16 protein-coding genes are annotated in these 16601 nt (G+C 69.8%); 6 read left to right on the forward strand and 10 right to left on the reverse strand.

Annotated elements, in window-relative coordinates; translation table 11 throughout:
* Window positions 1-112 precede the first annotated feature (112 nt).
* The 5 genes from queF to ACI8U3_RS09030 are packed head-to-tail and all read right to left on the reverse strand — an operon-like array spanning window position 113 to window position 3766.
* Window positions 113-574, reverse strand: a complete 462-nt coding sequence (gene queF, locus ACI8U3_RS09010; protein ID WP_415014541.1) for a preQ(1) synthase — start codon at window positions 572-574, stop codon at window positions 113-115.
* A 24-nt stretch (window positions 575-598) separates the two neighbouring features.
* The gene (locus ACI8U3_RS09015) at window positions 599-1351 is read right to left on the reverse strand and encodes an ABC transporter ATP-binding protein (RefSeq protein WP_415014542.1); all 753 of its coding nucleotides are present in this window, start codon (window positions 1349-1351) and stop codon (window positions 599-601) included.
* Window positions 1348-2331 carry a FecCD family ABC transporter permease gene (locus tag ACI8U3_RS09020; protein WP_415014543.1) on the reverse strand — a complete coding sequence of 328 codons (984 nt, stop codon included), beginning with the start codon at window positions 2329-2331 and terminating at the stop codon, window positions 1348-1350. Before ACI8U3_RS09020 ends, ACI8U3_RS09015 begins: the two co-directional genes overlap by 4 nt.
* Window positions 2328-3137: an ABC transporter substrate-binding protein gene (locus tag ACI8U3_RS09025; RefSeq protein ID WP_415014544.1), complete on the reverse strand. Its 810-nt coding sequence runs from the start codon at window positions 3135-3137 to the stop codon at window positions 2328-2330. Before ACI8U3_RS09025 ends, ACI8U3_RS09020 begins: the two co-directional genes overlap by 4 nt.
* Window positions 3134-3766, reverse strand: a complete 633-nt coding sequence (locus tag ACI8U3_RS09030) for a TetR/AcrR family transcriptional regulator (RefSeq protein ID WP_415014545.1) — start codon at window positions 3764-3766, stop codon at window positions 3134-3136. Before ACI8U3_RS09030 ends, ACI8U3_RS09025 begins: the two co-directional genes overlap by 4 nt.
* A gap of 92 nt (window positions 3767-3858) precedes the next feature.
* On the opposite strand from ACI8U3_RS09030, the gene ACI8U3_RS09035 reads away from it, so the two are divergent.
* The 4 genes from ACI8U3_RS09035 to ACI8U3_RS09050 are packed head-to-tail and all read left to right on the forward strand — an operon-like array spanning window position 3859 to window position 7428.
* Window positions 3859-5259: a glycosyltransferase family 2 protein gene (locus ACI8U3_RS09035; RefSeq protein ID WP_415014546.1), complete on the forward strand. Its 1401-nt coding sequence runs from the start codon at window positions 3859-3861 to the stop codon at window positions 5257-5259.
* 17 nt (window positions 5260-5276) lie between these two features.
* Window positions 5277-6170 carry a class I SAM-dependent methyltransferase gene (locus tag ACI8U3_RS09040; RefSeq protein WP_415014547.1) on the forward strand — a complete coding sequence of 298 codons (894 nt, stop codon included), beginning with the start codon at window positions 5277-5279 and terminating at the stop codon, window positions 6168-6170.
* On the forward strand, window positions 6167-6964 hold the full coding sequence (locus ACI8U3_RS09045) for a TrmH family RNA methyltransferase (protein WP_415014548.1): 798 nt from the start codon (window positions 6167-6169) through the stop codon (window positions 6962-6964). Before ACI8U3_RS09040 ends, ACI8U3_RS09045 begins: the two co-directional genes overlap by 4 nt.
* Entirely contained in the window at window positions 6964-7428 is a 465-nt protein-coding gene (locus ACI8U3_RS09050; RefSeq protein WP_415014549.1) for an OsmC family protein, read from the forward strand. Before ACI8U3_RS09045 ends, ACI8U3_RS09050 begins: the two co-directional genes overlap by 1 nt.
* Here ACI8U3_RS09050 and hrpB read toward each other — a convergent pair whose 3' ends face one another.
* Window positions 7429-9870 carry an ATP-dependent helicase HrpB gene (hrpB, locus tag ACI8U3_RS09055; protein ID WP_415014550.1) on the reverse strand — a complete coding sequence of 814 codons (2442 nt, stop codon included), beginning with the start codon at window positions 9868-9870 and terminating at the stop codon, window positions 7429-7431. It abuts the gene before it with no gap.
* A gap of 334 nt (window positions 9871-10204) precedes the next feature.
* Complete coding sequence (locus ACI8U3_RS09060; RefSeq protein ID WP_415014551.1) at window positions 10205-11635, reverse strand: sodium-dependent transporter; 1431 nt, start codon at window positions 11633-11635, stop codon at window positions 10205-10207.
* A 231-nt stretch (window positions 11636-11866) separates the two neighbouring features.
* On the opposite strand from ACI8U3_RS09060, the gene ACI8U3_RS09065 reads away from it, so the two are divergent.
* Together ACI8U3_RS09065 and ACI8U3_RS09070 are read left to right on the forward strand one after the other, a co-directional pair.
* The gene (locus tag ACI8U3_RS09065) at window positions 11867-13528 is read left to right on the forward strand and encodes an amino acid permease (protein WP_415014552.1); all 1662 of its coding nucleotides are present in this window, start codon (window positions 11867-11869) and stop codon (window positions 13526-13528) included.
* Between the two features lie 87 nt (window positions 13529-13615).
* Entirely contained in the window at window positions 13616-13930 is a 315-nt protein-coding gene (locus tag ACI8U3_RS09070; RefSeq protein ID WP_415014553.1) for a hypothetical protein, read from the forward strand.
* Here ACI8U3_RS09070 and ACI8U3_RS09075 read toward each other — a convergent pair.
* The 3 genes from ACI8U3_RS09075 to ACI8U3_RS09085 form a co-directional block, all read right to left on the reverse strand.
* Window positions 13887-14321: a hypothetical protein gene (locus ACI8U3_RS09075; protein WP_415014554.1), complete on the reverse strand. Its 435-nt coding sequence runs from the start codon at window positions 14319-14321 to the stop codon at window positions 13887-13889. The genes ACI8U3_RS09070 and ACI8U3_RS09075 overlap by 44 nt on opposite strands.
* Before the next feature lie 16 nt (window positions 14322-14337).
* Window positions 14338-14730: a hypothetical protein gene (locus ACI8U3_RS09080; protein WP_415014555.1), complete on the reverse strand. Its 393-nt coding sequence runs from the start codon at window positions 14728-14730 to the stop codon at window positions 14338-14340.
* An 80-nt stretch (window positions 14731-14810) separates the two neighbouring features.
* On the reverse strand, window positions 14811-16430 hold the full coding sequence (locus tag ACI8U3_RS09085) for a pectate lyase (RefSeq protein WP_415014556.1): 1620 nt from the start codon (window positions 16428-16430) through the stop codon (window positions 14811-14813).
* Window positions 16431-16601 lie beyond the last annotated feature (171 nt).

A 16601-nucleotide genomic window follows, 5' to 3' on the forward strand; every position in this document is an offset into this window, starting at 1 on the left:
AACTCGAAGCCCCAGCGCGTCGCGCGCCGCCGGTCGGCCCAGTCCTGCAGCCGCAGCAGATGCGCCCGCCCCCAGGCCTCGAGCGGAAGACGGCGGGCCTCGCTCACAGGCGTCAGCCCCGGCCGCGATACGTCGGCACGCCCTGGTCGGGCAGCCACAGGCCTTCCGGCGCCGGGCCGGTCTGCCAGAACACGTCGATGGGAATGCCGCCGCGCGGATACCAGTACCCGCCGATCCTCAGCCACTTAGGGCCCAGCAGGTCGGCCAGCCGCCTGCCGATGGCCACAGTGCAGTCCTCATGGAACGCCCCGTGATTACGGAACGAGGTCAGGTACATCTTCAGGCTCTTGGATTCGACCAGCCAGTCCCCCGGCGCATAGTCGATCACCAGATGGGCGAAGTCCGGCTGGGCCGTCACCGGGCACAGGCTGGTGAACTCCGGGGCGGTGAAGCGCGCCAGATACAGGGTGTCGGCGTGCGGATTGGGCACGCGCTCCAGAACGGCCTGCTCGGGGCTATCGAAGCCCCGCACATCGCCGCCGAGCTGGGTGAGGCCGGAAGTGTTCGTGGTCATGAATCCCGCTTTAGCGCCTGAAAGTCAGAGCCGCCAGCTGTTCAGCACCGGCCCCTGCGGCGTCTCCAACCAACGGGCGCCGACGCCGAACACCGCGCGCATGACCTCCGGGGCCAAAGCCTCGCGCGGCGCCCCGTCGGCGGCGATCCGGCCCCCATCCATCACCACCACCCGGTCGGCATGGCGCGCGGCCAGGGACAGGTCGTGCAGGCTGACCAGAACCGCCGCGCCCGCCTCGGCCCGGCGGCGCAGCACATCCATGACCAGCAGTTGCGCGTCGGGGTCCAGACCGGCCGCCGGCTCGTCCGCCAGCAGGATCGGCGCCTCGGTGGCCAGGAACCGCGCGAACAGAACCCGCGCCCGCTCTCCGCCCGACATCTCGGCTACGCCCCGCGCGGCTAGCCGCCCCGCATCGATCTCCATCAGCGCCGCCAGCGCCCGGTCCCGCGCCGCCGCGCCCGACAGGAAAGGCGCTCCCAGGGCGGCCACCTCCACAGCGGGCATGTTCCAGGCGATGCGCCGATCCTGCGGCAGCCAGGCCAGCCGCGCGGCGCGCTCGCGCGGACCGAAGGCCGCCAGGGGCCGCCCTTCGAGACGCGCCTCGCCCCCGGACAGGGGCAGGACGCCGGTCATGGCGCGAATGACGCTGGTCTTGCCCGCGCCGTTGGGCCCGGTCAGGGCGACCACCTCCCCGGGCAGGATCGACAGATCCACCTCCGACAGCACGCCCCGCCCGTCCAGCCGCGCCGTGGCTCCGATCAGGGAAAGGGCGCTCACAGCCGCCACTCCCGCGCCGCGCGCCAGGCGATCAGGGCGAACAGCGGGGCCCCCACCAGCGCCGTGAACACGCCCAGCTTCAGTTCCTGATCCGTCGGCGTTACCCGCGCCGCCAGATCGGCCAGCACCAGAATAAGCCCACCCGCCAGCGCGGCGGGCAGCAGCACCCGTCCCGGATCACCTCGCACCGCCCGGCGCACCAGATGGGGCGCCGCCAGCCCCACGAAGCCGATCACCCCCGCCACCGCCGTGGCTGCGCCAGCCGCCAGCGCCGCCGCGATCAAGGCCGCCGTGCGCACCCGCCCCATGGACAGGCCCGAGGCCGCCGCCGTTTCATCGCCCAGCGTCAGCATGCGCAGGCCCGATGAGGCAAACGCCGCCAGCACGCCCGATATCAGCACCAGCGGCGCGACCCACGCCGCGTCCGCCCAGCTGCGGTTCTGCACCGAACCCAGCAGCCAGTTCATCACCTCGGCCGAGGCGATGGGCGACGGCGACAGGTTGAAGATCAGGGCCGTCACCGCCCCCGCGAAACTGGACAGGGCCACCCCGAACAGGATCAGGGCCTCCGGCGCCCGCACCCGCGCCGCGAAGATCACCAGCGCCGCCCCGGCCAGTCCGGCGCCGATCAGGGCCGCGACAGCCACCGCCCCCGGCACGGCGGCGCCCCCGACCACGATGGCGAAGGCCGCGCCCAGCGCCGCCGCCGCCGAAACGCCAAGCACGCCGGGGTCCGCCAGCGGATTGCGCAGCAATCCCTGCAACACGGCCCCCGAAAGCCCTAGCGCCGCCCCCACCAGCAGGGCGCACACGATGCGCGGGGCCCTGACGTTCCACAGGACCTCCGCCTCTACCGACCCCGCGTCGGAGAACGCCAGCCGGTATTGATCCGCCGTCAGCGCGACCTCGCCGAACGTCAGGGCGAACCCGGCCGCCACGAGCATGGCCAAGCCCAGCAACAGGGACAGACGTACGGTCATCGTTCCGCTCCCTCCACCGCCAGCCGCTCGGCCGCTTCGGCGGCGAACCAGGCGGGGCACCCCATCAGACTTCCCGGCAAGCTCACCGTCTCCCGGCGTTCCATAAGCCGACCCAGCGCCGGATGCCGGCCGGCGCCGCGCCAGTCCGCCCGCACCCGCTCGTAGAAGGCCAGCACAAACCGCGCCGGCGGTTCGAACAGCAGCCGCTCCACGCTGATAGGCGCGAACCAGGGGCTCTCGGCGGCCGACGTGAACCCCGCCGCCCGCATCACCGCCCCCACCAGCGTCTGATCCCCTGCCGTGAACCCGCCCGGCGTCATGTACAGGGCCGACCCCGAGGCGCCTGCGGCGGCGGCGCGCCCAAGCCGCGTGTCCATGTCTTCAAGCAACGCCGCCCCCTCCGCGTCCCGATCCAGCTCCGCCGCGACCTGCCGCACATTCCGGCGCACCCCATCAAAATCCGAAGCGTCCTCGATCGTCGCCACCCTCACGCCTCGCCGCCCCAACGCCGCAAGCAGGCGCGGTTCTCCGCCCCAGTAGCGCACCACCACGTCTGGTCGCGCGATCAGCGCCGCTTCCAGCGTGGGGCGAACCCGGGGGTGCTCCGCCGCCGCCTCGCGCATGTAAGAATCGGAATCGTCGGCGCGGGGCGACAGGAACAGCCTGTCATCCGGCCGCGCCAGCGCCAGGGCGTACTGATCCGCGCACTGATCCAGCGACAGGATTCGCAAGGGCTCGGCCCGCGCCGGTCCCGCCAGCAACAGGACCACGCCGAGAACCAGCGCCGCCCCGCGCGCGCGGGTCATCGCCGGAACAGGCCCTCGAACAGGGCGTCCAACGTCGTGGCCAGAAGCTGCTCGCGGTCGGCCCAGTCGAAATAGGGTTTGGTGATGACCAGCGACACCACCCCGTGCGTCCCGGCCCAGAGGGCCTGGGCCGTCGTGCGGGCGTCGCCTCGAAGAAGACCCTCGGTCTGCGCCTCGTTCACCACGGCCTGAAAGTCCCGGTAGAGCTCGCCCCCCACTTCCCGCGCGGCGGTCTCGGCGCCCATGCGGGCCTCTTCCGGACGGGTCATGTAGATCAGGCGATAGGCGTTGGGATTGTCGAAGGCGAAGGCGGCGTAGCCCTTCAACATCCGGCGCAGGCGCGCTTCAGGCGCCCCGTCCTCGCTGCGCACCTCGGCCGTGGCCGCCGTCAGACGCGCGAAGGCGCTACGGCAGATTTCGGCCAAGATTTCGCTCTTGTCGCGGAAGTGCATGTAAAGCGCGGTGGACGACAGCCCCACCTCGTCCGCGATCTTGCGGATCGTGGCGCCGTCATAGCCTCGCTCAACGAAGATGCGCTCCGCCGCCTCGAGGATTTCAGCCCGGCGCGCGTGGCCTTCGCCCTTGGGCTTTCGGGCGGACCGGCTGGCGGCGGACGTGGATTCTACCAAGATGGGCCTCGCTCGCGGATTCAGCCGGGCCTGAATAGCGGCATTTGACGCGGGGCGCCAACCGGGCCTTCCTGTCATCGACGGGGGACTTCATGCACGACGGATCAGACATGCCGCCGGTTCACGGACCGCCTCTTGCGCTCAGCGCCCGCAGGCGCGGCCTCACGGGCGGCCAGATGCTGGTCGGGGCGCTGATCGCCGGCGGCGCCGCAGCGGCCACCGCCTTCACCCCTGACGCCGCCGCGTCCATCACGATCCACAGCCTGTGGATCCTTTTCCTAGCCTGCGCCCTCTGGCGTCTCATCGCCATCGCCCTCAGCCGCCCGACCGCCACACCCACACCGATCACCGACCTGCCGCCCTATGCCGTCATCGCCGCGCTCAGGCACGAGGCGGCCATGATCCCCCAGATCGTGGGCCGCCTGTCCCGTCTGGACTATCCGACCGACCGCCTGCGCGGCTTTCTGGTCATCGAGGCGGACGACCACGCCACAATCGCCGCCGCCCGGTCCTGTGGCCGCCCGGGTTGGCTGTCGGTGCTGGTCGCGCCGCCCGGCGCACCCATGACCAAGCCCCGCGCGCTGAACATCGCCCTTGGCCGCCTCACTGACGGCCTCGTCACCGTCTATGACGCCGAGGACGCGCCCGGCCCGGATCAGCTGCGCGAGGCCGCCGCCCGCTTCGCCTCCGGCCCCGCCGATCTGGCCTGTCTTCAGGCGCCCTTGCGGATCCGTCCGCCCGCCGATCCCGCCCGTCTCCGCCCGTTTCTGGATCGCCAGTTCGCCGCCGAATACGCCACCCTGTTCGAGGTCATCCTGCCCGCCCTGACCCGGCTCGGCCTGCCGTTTCCGCTGGGCGGCACCAGCAATCATTTCCGCGTCGACGTCCTGAGGCAGGTCGGCGGCTGGGACCCGTGGAACGTCACCGAGGACGCGGATCTGGGTTACCGGCTTTGGCGCCATGGCGGGCGGCTCGGCGTCATGACCACCCCGACATGGGAGACTCCGCCCGGCGACCTCCAGGCCTGGCTTCCCCAGCGCACGCGCTGGCTGAAGGGTTTCATGCAGACCTGGCTGGTGCACATGCGCCGTCCTTTGGGCCTGGGCTGGCGCGGCTTGCTCAGCCTGAATCTGACCCTGGGCGTCGCCCTGGTTTCCGCCGCCGTACACGCCTTCGCCGTCATGATGGTGCTCGCCCTCAGCCTCGGCGCGCTCAGCGCCGGGCTGCGGCCCGCCGCGCCGCCAATGGCTCTGCTGGTTCTGATCGCCGGAGCCGCCTCCAGCTGGCTGTCCGCTTGGGTCGGCGCCCGGCGGGCGGGCGTTCCCTACGACTGGCGCGACATGCTGACCGCGCCGCTCTACTGGTCCATGCTCAGTCTCGCCTTCGTCCACGCCCTGTGGCGGCTGATCCGCCAGCCTTTCGCCTGGGACAAGACTACCCACGTCCCTGATGAGCCCGCCGAGCATCACCGGACTGGACGACAGGCCGCCTGACAGCCTAATCCCGCCCCATGGCCCCCCTTATCGCTCCGACCCCCGAAACCCTGCGCACCACGGGCTGGTCCGACTACGCCCTGATCGACAGCGGCGACGGCCGGAAGCTGGAGCGCTACGGCCGCTTCACTGTCGTCCGCCCCGAGCCCCAGTGCTTCTGGAAGCCCACCCGGCCCGAGCTGTGGGACAAGGCCGACGCCGTGTTCGACCCCGAGGGGGACGACGAGGACGGCCGCTGGAGCTTTCGCGGCAAGGCCGTCGACCTGTTCCCGCTGGGCTGGAACGACGTGCGCTTCAACAGCCGCTTCACCCCCTTCCGCCACCTCGCCTTCTTCCCCGAGCAGGCGGCGAACTGGGAGTGGCTGGACGGGCGGATTCGCCAACTCGACAAACCCAAAATCCTCAACCTCTTCGGCTACACCGGCGTGGCCACCCTCGCCTGTTCGGTGGCGGGCGCAGAGGTCACCCATGTGGACGCCTCCAAGAAATCGGTGAACTGGGCCCGAGAGAACGCCGCCCTGTCCGGCCTCGAGGACCGGCCCATCCGCTGGATCGTCGAGGACGCCCGCAAATATGTGGCCCGCGAGGTGCGGCGTGGCTCGAAATATCACGGCGTCATTCTCGACCCGCCCAAATACGGGCGCGGCCCCACCGGCGAGGTCTGGCGGCTGTTCGAGGATCTGCCCCAGCTGGTCCACGACTGCGCCGCCCTGCTGGCCGACGACGCCGCGTTCCTGCTGCTGAACGCCTACGCCGCGCGCATCTCGGGCCTGTCCCTGGCCCACCTGACCGCCGAGGCCACGGCGGGGCGCGGCGGCGTCATCGACTGGGGCGAACTGGCGCTGGCGGAAGAGAGCGAACGCGGCGCCGAGATCGGCCTCAGCTTCTTCTCCCGGTGGAGCGCCTCGTGAACGAACGGGTCATCACCTCCCTGACCAATCCCACGGTCAAGGCCATCCGCGCCCTGCACGCCCGCAAGGGCCGCGACGAGTCCGGCCTGTTCCTGGCCGAGGGGCTGAAGTTCATCGGCGAGGCGCTGGATTTGGACCGCGCGCCGCGCACCTTGCTCGTGGGCCAGGACGCCCGCCCCCACCCCCTGCTGGACCGCGCCATCAAGGCCACCACGGCGAACGGCGGCGAGATCATCACCGTCAACCGCGCCATCCTCGAGAAGGTCTCCCGCAAGGAAAATCCTCAAACAGTTCTGGGGGTTTTCCAGCAGGTCTTCACCCTGCTCGATAAGCTCAACCCCCGCGCCGCTCCCGCCTGGGTGGCGCTGGAGCAGGTGCGCGATCCCGGCAATCTGGGCACCATCATTCGCACCTGCGACGCGGCGGGCGCCGGCGGCGTCATCCTCATCGACGACTGCTGCGACCCCTATTCGGTGGAGGCGGTGCGCGCCACCATGGGCTCGGTTTTTGCCGTCAGCGTGACGAAGACAACGACCGACGCCTTCCTGGCATGGCGCGCAACCTGGCCCGGCAGCGTCATCGGCACCCGGCTGGACGCGGGCCACGACTATCGCGCCGCCCCGGTCGAGCATCCGGCCCTGATCCTCATGGGCAACGAACAGGCGGGCCTCACCGACCGCCTCGCCGCCGCCTGCGACGTCAATGTGAAGATTCCCATGCGCGGCCGCGCCGACAGCCTGAACCTGGCCATCGCCACGGGGATCATGGTCTACGCCGCCACCGAGGGAACCTGATGTCCAGCCATACCCTGACTGTGCTCTGGGAAAACCGGAACGAGCCCTTCACCGACAACCGCTACAGCCGCGCCCACCGCTGGCTGTTCGACGGCGGGGTCGAGGTGGTCGCCTCCTCCTCCCCCTCCGTGGTGCCGGTCCCCCTGTCGCTGGAAGCGGCCGTGGACCCCGAGGAGGCCTTCATCGCCTCCCTCTCTAGCTGCCACATGCTGTGGTTCCTTGCCCTCGCCGCCAAGGCCGGGTTCAAGGTCCTGCGCTACGAGGACCAGCCCGAAGGCCAGGTCGGAAAAAACGATCAGGGCAAGCTGTCGGTCACCGTCGTCACCCTGCGCCCGGCGGCGACGTTCGAGGGCGACGCCCCCACCACCGAGCAATTGGACGCCCTGCACCACGACGCTCACGAGCACTGCTTCATCGCCCACTCGGTGAAGACTGACGTGCGCTGCGAACCGCGCCCGGCGTAATCACGTCCCGCGCGGCTTCACCCGGTTCGTGGGGTCCGCATTGGCCGGGTCCTCGGGCCAGGGATGCTTCGGATAGCGCCCGCGCATGTCGGCCCGCACATCGGCCCACGACCCTTTCCAGAACCCCGGCAGGTCCTTCGTCACCTGGATCGGCCGCCGCGCCGGCGACAGCAACGCCAGGGTCAACGGCGTGCGGTCGCCCCCCACCACGGGGTGGGTCTTCATGCCGAACAGCTCCTGCACCCGCACCTCGACCCGGGGCCCGCCCTCGGCGGCGTAGTCGATGGCCGCCCCGGTCCCCAGCGGGGTGGTGAACCGTTCCGGCGCCTCGGCCTCGATGCGCCGGTGCAGGTCCCACGGGATCAGCCCGCGCAGGGCGTCATGCAGCGCCCCCGGCTGCACCCCCTTCAACGACGAGACCTGATCCAGCAACGGCGCCAGCCACGCCTCCCGCGCCACCCACAAGGCGTCATCGGACACGTCCGGCCAGCTGTCGTCCCGCGCCCGCAGGAACGCCAGCCGCGACCGCAGCCCCCGCGCCGCCTCGCCCCACGGCAGGGCATCCAGCCCGGCCCGCTCCACCTCGCCCATCAGGGCGGCGGTCAGGGTCGCCCGATCCGGCGCGCCCAGATTAGACTCGGCCACCGTCAGGGCGCCCAGCCGCGTCACCCGGCGCACCTCCCGGCGGCCCGACGGGGCGGCGATCAGCCGATCCTCCACGCTCAGCAGCCGCGCGAAATCCTCCGCGATGGTTTCCCCGTCCAGCGGCGCGGCCAGCCGGATGCGGTCGCGCGCATCGCGTCCCCCGCCCAGCTCGCCCACCGCCAGCCACGCATGCCGCGCCAGCGCATCGGTGGGCTCCACGAACGCCCCGCGCCCGGACACCAGCTGATACTCCCCCGGCTTGCCCCGCGCCTTGGCGATGCGGTCCGGAAACGCCTCGGCCAGCAGGCGTCCCGGCGAAACCTCCCCGCCGCTTCGACCGCCCCCGGCCGCCTTCGCCCAGCGATCGGCCAGCGCCCGCGCATCCTTCGCCCGCGAGGACCCGTCCCGCTCCAGCCGCCGCAGCCGTTCGCCCAGATCCGCGTCGTCCCCGCCCAGCCCCGGTTCGCTGAGCAAGGCCGCCACGCGCACGGCGGTCAGGGCGTCGCCTTCATCGGCCCCGAAGGCTGTCATGTGCGCCAGTCGCGGCGACAGGGGGATGGCCGCGATCCGCTCCCCGTGCGGCGTCAGGCCGCCCGCCTCGTCCAGCGCCCCCAGCCGCGTCAGCACCGCCCGCGCCTCCGCGAACGCCCCCGCCGGCGGCGGGTCCAGCAGCGCCAGATCGTCCACCGACCGCGCCCCCCACCGCGCAAGATCCAGCGCGAACCCGGTCAGGTCCGCCTCCAGAATCTCCGGCCGCTGCTGGGGCATCAGGCCCCGGGTCTGTTCGGCGTCCCACAGGCGGTAGCAGACCCCCGGCTCGGTCCGGCCCGCCCGACCCCGCCTCTGGTCCGCCGAGGACCGGCTCACCGGCACGGTGGCCAGTCGGGTCAAACCGCTGGCCGGATCAAACCGCGGAACCCGCGACAGCCCGGCGTCGATCACCACCCGCACCCCCTGAATGGTCAGGCTGGTCTCGGCGATGGCGGTGGCCAGCACGATCTTGCGCACGCCCTCCGGCGCCGGCTCGATGGCCCGATCCTGATCCCGCCGGTCTAGCGCCCCGTACAGCGACGCCAGAATGAGCCGGTCGTTCTCCAGCGGCGCCAGCCGCTCATGCACGCGCCGGATCTCGCCCTGCCCCGGCAGGAACACCAGCATGGATCCCGTCTCTTCGCTGAGGGCCAGCCGCACCGCGCGCGCGACCGCATCCTCGATCCGCTCGGCCGGATTGCGGCCCGCATAGCGGGTCTCCACCGGAAACATCCGCCCCTGGGATTCAATCACGGGCGCGTCGTCCAGCAGGGCCGCGATCCCCACCTGATCCAGGGTCGCCGACATCACCAGCAACCGCAGATCGTCGCGCAGCAGCCCCTGCGCCTCCCGCGCCAGAGCCAGCCCCAGATCGGCGTCCAGACTGCGCTCGTGGAACTCGTCGAACAGCACCGCCCCGACCCCCTCCAGCCCGGGGTCGGACAGGATCATGCGCGTGAACACGCCCTCGGTGATGACCTCGATGCGGGTGGCGGCGCTGACCTTCGTCTGGGCCCTTGTGCGATAGCCCACGGTCCGGCCCGCCGGCTCGCCCAGCGTCTGGGCCATGCGCTCGGCGGCCGCCCGTGCCGCCAGCCGCCGGGGCTCCAGCACCAGCACCTTGCGCCCCTCCAGCCACGGCTGATCCAGCAGCGCCAGCGGCACCACCGTGGTCTTGCCCGCGCCCGGCGGCGCCGACAGGACCACCGCACTGCGCGCGGCCAGCGCCGCCTTCAGCGGCTCGAGAACCTCATGGATGGGCAGCATGGGCCGTCTCTACACAGTTGGACTCCTTTTCGCATCGGAGTCCGAAGGTGGTTCACCCACCTGACGCCTTGTCATCCCGGAAGCGCCGCAGGCGCTATCCGGGACGGACCGGCGCTTTCGTCACCGGGCCCGGACGGCGCAACGCGACGATCCGGGCCAAGGGTGCAACCCGCCGCCCGTCGCCCGGCTCAGCCTAACGGCTGTCCGAGCGGGGGAATCATCACACCCGTCGGTCCCCGCTCTCCCCCCGGAACAAGTCCGGGGTTCGGCGGGATGACAACAGCGAGACCCCAGGCTCCAGCTGCACTCTTTTTCACGTGCGGAGTCTATCCCCTCAACCAAGCAGTTGGGGGAACATCCCCACGATCAGGATGGCCGTCACCGCCAGCGGGCACAGCCAGGCGATCAGGAACCGCCATGCGCCCAGCACCCCGCCGGTCAGCCCCGTCTCGGCGTTGACCAGCTTGCGGTCCGCCACCCAGCCGATGAACAGGGCGGTGATCAGGCCCGACAGCGGCAGCAGCAGCTTGCTGGTGATCCCGTCGATGGCGTCAAACCAGCCCGCGTTCTCGAACCCGGGAATGAACGGGATCGGCCGTTGCTCGGCCAGCAGGTTGAACGAGAAGGCGGACAGCAGACCCACCAGGAAGACGATGATCCCGAGGATCACCGACGCCTTGACCCGCGACATGCGGAACTTCTCGATCACCCAGGACACGGAGATCTCCAGCAACGACACAGACGACGTCAGGGCGGCGAACAGCACCAGCACAAAGAACAGGAAGCCCACGACGGCGCCCGCCGGCATGGCGTGGAACGCGGCGGGCAGCGTCTGAAACATCAGGGTCGGCCCAGCGTCGGGCTGCAGGCCCACGCTGAACACGATGGGGAAGATGGCCAGACCGGCGATGATAGCCACACCAGTGTCGGCCAGGGCGATGATGCCGCTGGTGGAGCCCATGTTGGTATCGCGCGACGCATAGGCGCCGTAGGCGATCATGGCCCCGCCGCCCAGGCTGAGCGAGAAGAACGCCTGCCCCAGCGCGGAACTCAGCACCCCCGGCTGCAAGGCCCGCTCGAAGTCCGGGGTGAACAGGAAGGTCAGGGCCGCGCCGAAGTCGCCGGTGATGGCCGCATAGATGGTGATGCCGATCAGCAGGAAGAAGAAGGCGGGCATCAGCCACACCGCCGCCGCCTCGATGCCGCCCTTCACGCCGCGCGCCACGATCCACACGGTCAGCACCACGAACACCGCCTGCATAGCCACCAGCAGACCCGGATTGGCGAACAGGTTGGGCATCAGCACGCTGATCTCCTCAACCGTGCTGTCGGCGTACAGGCCCGCGAGGGGCTGGCCCGCCGCCATCGTGCCGAACAGGTCCATGCCCGTGCTGCCGACGAAATAGATCACCCAGCCCGCGACCACGCCGTAGAAGGTCAGGATCAGGGTGTTGGCCACCAGACCGACGATCGCCAGGGCGCTCCACGCCGGGCTGGCGCCGGACTGGCGCGCCAGATAGGCGGCGCTGCCGATGGTCGAGCGCTGGCCATGGCGACCGATCAGGGTCTCCGCCAGCAGAAGCGGCGCCGCGATCAGCGCCACGCACAGGATGTAGAAGAAGACGAAGGCCCCGCCCCCGTTCAGCCCCGCTTCCGTCGGAAAGCGCCACAGATTGCCCAGACCGACGGCGGACCCGGTGGCGGCCAGCACGAAGGCGGCGCGCGATGACCACCGGGCCTGACCCGGAGCCGAAGTTGCGACCATGAATGTGTTCCCATTCCCTATCGGCGCCGCTTCCCCACGAGGGCGCCCTGTTTGGGCGGACCTTACGGAGCGCCCCCCGTGAATCAAGGCTTTCCGAAGCATCGATCGCCTCCGGAGAGAAAAGGAACGGCGTTCGTAAATGACGATTGCGTGAACACGGGACCCGCACTAGCGTCCCCGTCCAGCGCGAACGGCGTCAATCGGGACCGCCCGCGTGGAGCATCACCCTGCATGAGCGCAGCCCCGTCGCCCAGGACCGGCAATCGCCTGTTCCTGAAGAAATCCATCGCCCAGATCCAGAAAGAAGCCGCAAAGAGCGAGCTGAAACGGACTCTGGGTCCCATCAATCTGATGAGCCTGGGCATCGGCGCCATCATCGGGGCCGGCATCTTCGTGCTGACCGGACAGGTGGCCTCGGCCAACGCCGGGCCGGCCATCATGCTGTCCTTCGTCATCGCCGGCATCGCCTGCGCCCTGGCGGGCCTGTGCTACGCCGAACTGGCCTCCACCATGCCGGTGTCCGGCTCCGCCTACACCTACGCCTACGGCACCCTGGGCGAGGTGTTCGCCTGGATAATGGGCTGGTTGCTGGTGCTGGAATACGGCGTAGCCGCCTCCACTGTGGCGGTCGGCTGGTCCGGCTATGTGGTCTCGATCCTGAGCGACTTCGGGATCAGTCAGCAGCTATTCCCGACCATCGCCTATCCCGGCGGCGAGGGGCCCCAGTGGGCCACCCCGCTGGTCCAGATGGTTCAGGACGTGGGCGCCTACAGCTTCCCCATGACGGGCACCTTCAATCTGGTCGCCGCCATCGGCATCGCGGCGGTGTGCGGCCTGCTGGTGCTGGGCGTCAGCGAGTCCGCCAACATCAACAACGCCATCGTGGTCATCAAGATCATCGTGCTGCTGACCTTCATCGGCGTGGGCATCAGCTATGTGAACCCGGACAACTGGATCCCCTTCATCCCCGAGCCGACCGGCGTCGCCGGCCAGTTCGGCGTCGGCGGCATCTTCCGGGGCGCGGCGATCATCTTCTTCGCCTATGTGGGCTTCGAGGCGGTGTCGACCGCCGCGGCGGAGGCCAAGAACCCGTCCCGGGACGTCCCCGTCGGCATTCTCGGCGCCCTGTTCGTCTGCACCCTGATCTACATGGCCGTGGCCGCCGTCATGACCGGCGTGGTGCCCTATCTGGAGCTGGCCTCGCCCGCCCCCATCGCCGTGGCCATCGACCGTATGGCGCTGACCTGGGCCGACATCCCGCTTGCGAGCGCGCCGGGCGGAGAGCTGAACCTGATCAGCTTCCTGATCAAGATCGGCGCGATCACGGGCCTTAGCTCGGTCATGCTGGTGCTGTGCTACGGCCAGACGCGGGTGTTCTACACCATGGCGCGCGACGGCTTGCTTCCCCGCGCATTCGCCCTGATCCACCCCAAGTTCCGCACGCCCTGGATCGGCACCATAGTGCTGGGCGTGTTGATCTCCATCGCTGCAGCGTTCCTGCCCATCTCGATCCTCGGCGATCTGGTTTCGCTGGGCACCGCGACCGCCTTCGCCATCGTTTGCTTCAGCGTCATCATGCTGCGCATCCGACACCCGGAGATGGAGCGTCCGTTCAAGGTCCCCGGCGGCGTGGTGACGGCGTTCCTCGGCATCTGCGCCTGCCTGTTCCTGGCCAGCCAGAACCTGATCCCCATGTTCCAGCACGCAGCCGAGGACAATCCCCTGCCACTGATGCTGCTGGGCGGCTATGCGGCCATCGGCGCGGTGATCTACGCCGCCTACGGCTTTTGGCACTCCAAGCTGGCCAAGGGCATCGATATCACCGAGGAGACCACCATCAGCTCCCCGGCCGGAGCCTTCGGCGAGGGCGTCGACAACATCAAGGAAGACTGATCTTCTTCGCCCGGGGCCTCGTGCTCCGGGCGAACGGCTTTCGAGGGGTGTATGGGACCGTTCAGGGACGGATGGACGAAGGCGGACGTGGAACGGGTCATCGCCGCCGATGACCCTGCCGACCTCGCCTATGCGCCCGTCGTCGTCTCCATGGACCCGCCGGACGCCGCCTGGGCGGCTGACGTTTGCTGTCGTCTTTCGACCCATCCGGACGAATGGGTGCGCGGCAACGCCATTCTCGGATTCGGCCATCTGGCGCGCACGACCGGCGAACTGGACGAGGCTGTCGTGACCCCTATCGTCAAGGCGGCCCTGACCGATCCATCGCCTGTGGTCAGGGGCAAGGCCGAAGACGCCGTCAGCGACCTTCAGCACGTCCTGGGCTGGCGTTTTCCGTCGTGACCATGACGGCGACCCGCCGGGTGTCCAGAACGCCGTCCGGCTCCCACTCCCTGACTTCCTCGAAGGTCAGCCCCTGCTCACCGGTGTCCCGCGCCTCATAGACGAACACCCGCCAATAGGGCCCGCCTGTCCAGCCGCGTTCGGTCTGGTTGGTGTCCGTCGCCCCGGCAGTTTCCGTGACCGGCACGAGACCCGCCGACCGTTCCGCCTCGCGCCAGGAAAAGTTCGATTCGGTCACCACGGCGAAACGCTCCCCAGCCGCCACTGTCAGGTTGTGCCCGGGCTCGTTCAAAGCCACCTGCGCGTCCACGTCTGCCGGGACCGGCGGATCAAGCCGCCGCACCTCCGGCTCGCGCTCGCAGGCTGCGAGCGTCAGCAAACCCAGCGCCATGAGGGCCGCCCGCAACTCAGTAATACCCCGTACCGCGATAACTCATGTCCCGTGGAGTGCACGACCGGCCGTTGATGGGCGAGTCGACGGTCCCGTATCCGTTCAGGCGAACATAGCCACGCCCGTAGTTGGCCTGCGGCGGACAGAAATAGACCCCGGAGTAGCGATCGGTATCGAATCCTTCCCGCCGACGCCCATGGCCGTAACCATCGTCGTTGCGGTAGTGGCGCAGGGCGGCCCGGCGCCGCTCCAGACACACGCTGTCATAGCCACGGAAATCGCCGCCGCGATAGACGGCGCAGCGGTCGTAATCCCCGTCCGACAAGGACTGGGCCGCCGCAGGCGATGCGCCCGCCAGGGCCAGCATCAGCCCGCCCGCGCCCAGTCCGATCCAGTGAAGCGGTCCCATGGTCCGTCCTCCCGCAATCCTTGACAGACCGACGTTACGGCAGGAGCGCCCGAAAGACCAACCACGGAACCTGACAGACCCTATTCCGCGCCCAGCGCCCGGATCAGCACGCCCATGTTGCGGATGTAGACGCCGGTGGAGATGCCCTCCTCGGGGAAGTCGGTGACCCAGGGCGAGGTGTCCCACTTGTCCCCCACCCGGGTCAGGCGGAACTCGCCCGGCTGAACCTCTTCCGGGCCCGGCCCGATGTAGGGATTGCTGGTGGCCGTCAGCGGCGTGGGCCACCATCCGGCCTCGTTCAGACCCTCGACCACGGCGGCCACCTGTTCCGGCGTCGCGGCGTCCACGTCGTAGCCCGCGCTGTTCATGTCCGAGACCTCGATGTCCGACAGGGTGAAATAGCGCGGCAGGCTGGCGCTGCCCGCCGGCGCCAGCAGGGGCGATCCATCCGAGGCCTGTTCCGGCGACAGGGCGGCGGCTTCCTCATAGGCCGCGCGCAGGGCGTCTGTGTCCACCGCCCGGAACGAGCCGTAGTGGATCACCGTGTCATTGGGATTCTCGTCGGCGTAGTAGCAGCCGTTGACGATGTTCGAGCCCCGGCGGTGAATGTACAGCGGCCGCCCGTTGCCCATCTGGATGAAGGTGGGGTGGGTCCGCCCTGCGGGACGGATGTCGGCCGGCGCCGCGACCGACTCCAGCCAGTCGATGGCCTCGGGAATCCGCGCCAGATATTTGCGGTCCCCGGTCAGGCGATAGAAGCCGATCAGGGACTCGATGTTCGCCGCGGTGGTGTGGGTGGCGAAGGCGCGCGGCTCGATGCTGCGGGCCGGCGCCGGGGTCAGATCGTGCGCATAGTGCTGCAGGCCCCACGCCGGCTGCGGCATGGGCTGCTGCGTCTCCAGATAGATGTCCATGCCCCGGCGGATCGGATCCAGCAGGTCCGGCCGGTCCAGGGTCTGGTAGCAGAAGATCAGGAACTCCAGGTTCTCGCCCGCCACCGCGTCATTGAAGGTGATGTGCCGGGTGTAGTCGTCCAGCCCGTCCAGGGCGTCCTCCACGAACGGATAACGCTGGGGCCAGCCGCCGTTGGGATACTGGGCGTCCAGAACGAACTGGATCGCCTTGTCCAGCGGCGCGCGCCAGGTCTCGTCCCGCTTCTCCAGATACAGCCGCAGCAGGAACTGCGAGACCTCGGACGTGCCCGCGTCATCAAAGGTGCCGTTGCCGATATAGTGCTGGAATTCCTCCATGCGCCAGGCGTTGGCGCCATAGGTGGCGTACCACTCTTGCTCGGCCTCGGGACCGGCCGTGTCGTGCACGTAGTTCCACCCGCCCGACGGCAGCTGCGCCCCCACCAGCGCCCGCGCCACGGCCTCGGCGGCCCGGTAATAGAACTCGTCGCCGGTGGCGTGATAGGCGTCCAGGTACAGGTGCCCCATGGTTCCGGTGCCCGGCGGCTGGATCCAGATCATGGTCGGCGACGCCTCCAGCTCGCCCCAGCGCCGCGAGAAGTCCGGCAGATACGACCAGACATAGCCCCCACCGACGGCAGCCTCCTCCACCATGAACCGGGTCGCCCGCTTCATCGCGTCCAGAATGGCCGCGTTCGGCCCGCCCTGGGCCCAGGCGGCGCGTCCCATGCCGGCGACGACAGTGGTTGCGGCGAAGGCCGACATCAAGGCGCGGCGGGAAATGGACATGGTGGAACTCCTCCGGGGTCGGTTCTGGAACGAGGCTCTGCGGCCCCTTCGTGCAATGCTGCTCCGCCAGGGGAGCTTTGGACAACCCCATAGTGTCAACATATGACACCGGTGGCAAACTTTCGCCGCCACCGGTGGACAAGCGGCGCGATTGCGGAAACTATGGCGACA

It is taken from the genome of Brevundimonas sp., from assembly GCF_047617075.1.
Taxonomy (GTDB): domain Bacteria; phylum Pseudomonadota; class Alphaproteobacteria; order Caulobacterales; family Caulobacteraceae; genus Brevundimonas.

Bases quoted from the DNA above. Each gene is read 5' to 3' on its own strand.
- queF (WP_415014541.1), bottom strand. From the start codon at position 574: ATGACCACGAACACTTCCGGCCTCACCCAGCTCGGCGGCGATGTGCGG.
- ACI8U3_RS09020 (WP_415014543.1), bottom strand. From the start codon at position 2,331: ATGACCGTACGTCTGTCCCTGTTGCTGGGCTTGGCCATGCTCGTGGCG.
- ACI8U3_RS09025 (WP_415014544.1), bottom strand. From the start codon at position 3,137: ATGACCCGCGCGCGCGGGGCGGCGCTGGTTCTCGGCGTGGTCCTGTTG.
- ACI8U3_RS09035 (WP_415014546.1), top strand. From the start codon at position 3,859: ATGCACGACGGATCAGACATGCCGCCGGTTCACGGACCGCCTCTTGCG.
- ACI8U3_RS09040 (WP_415014547.1), top strand. From the start codon at position 5,277: ATGGCCCCCCTTATCGCTCCGACCCCCGAAACCCTGCGCACCACGGGC.
- ACI8U3_RS09050 (WP_415014549.1), top strand. From the start codon at position 6,964: ATGTCCAGCCATACCCTGACTGTGCTCTGGGAAAACCGGAACGAGCCC.
- hrpB (WP_415014550.1), bottom strand. From the start codon at position 9,870: ATGCTGCCCATCCATGAGGTTCTCGAGCCGCTGAAGGCGGCGCTGGCC.
- ACI8U3_RS09060 (WP_415014551.1), bottom strand. From the start codon at position 11,635: ATGGTCGCAACTTCGGCTCCGGGTCAGGCCCGGTGGTCATCGCGCGCC.
- ACI8U3_RS09065 (WP_415014552.1), top strand. From the start codon at position 11,867: ATGAGCGCAGCCCCGTCGCCCAGGACCGGCAATCGCCTGTTCCTGAAG.
- ACI8U3_RS09075 (WP_415014554.1), bottom strand. From the start codon at position 14,321: ATGGCGCTGGGTTTGCTGACGCTCGCAGCCTGCGAGCGCGAGCCGGAG.
- ACI8U3_RS09080 (WP_415014555.1), bottom strand. From the start codon at position 14,730: ATGGGACCGCTTCACTGGATCGGACTGGGCGCGGGCGGGCTGATGCTG.
- ACI8U3_RS09085 (WP_415014556.1), bottom strand. From the start codon at position 16,430: ATGTCCATTTCCCGCCGCGCCTTGATGTCGGCCTTCGCCGCAACCACT.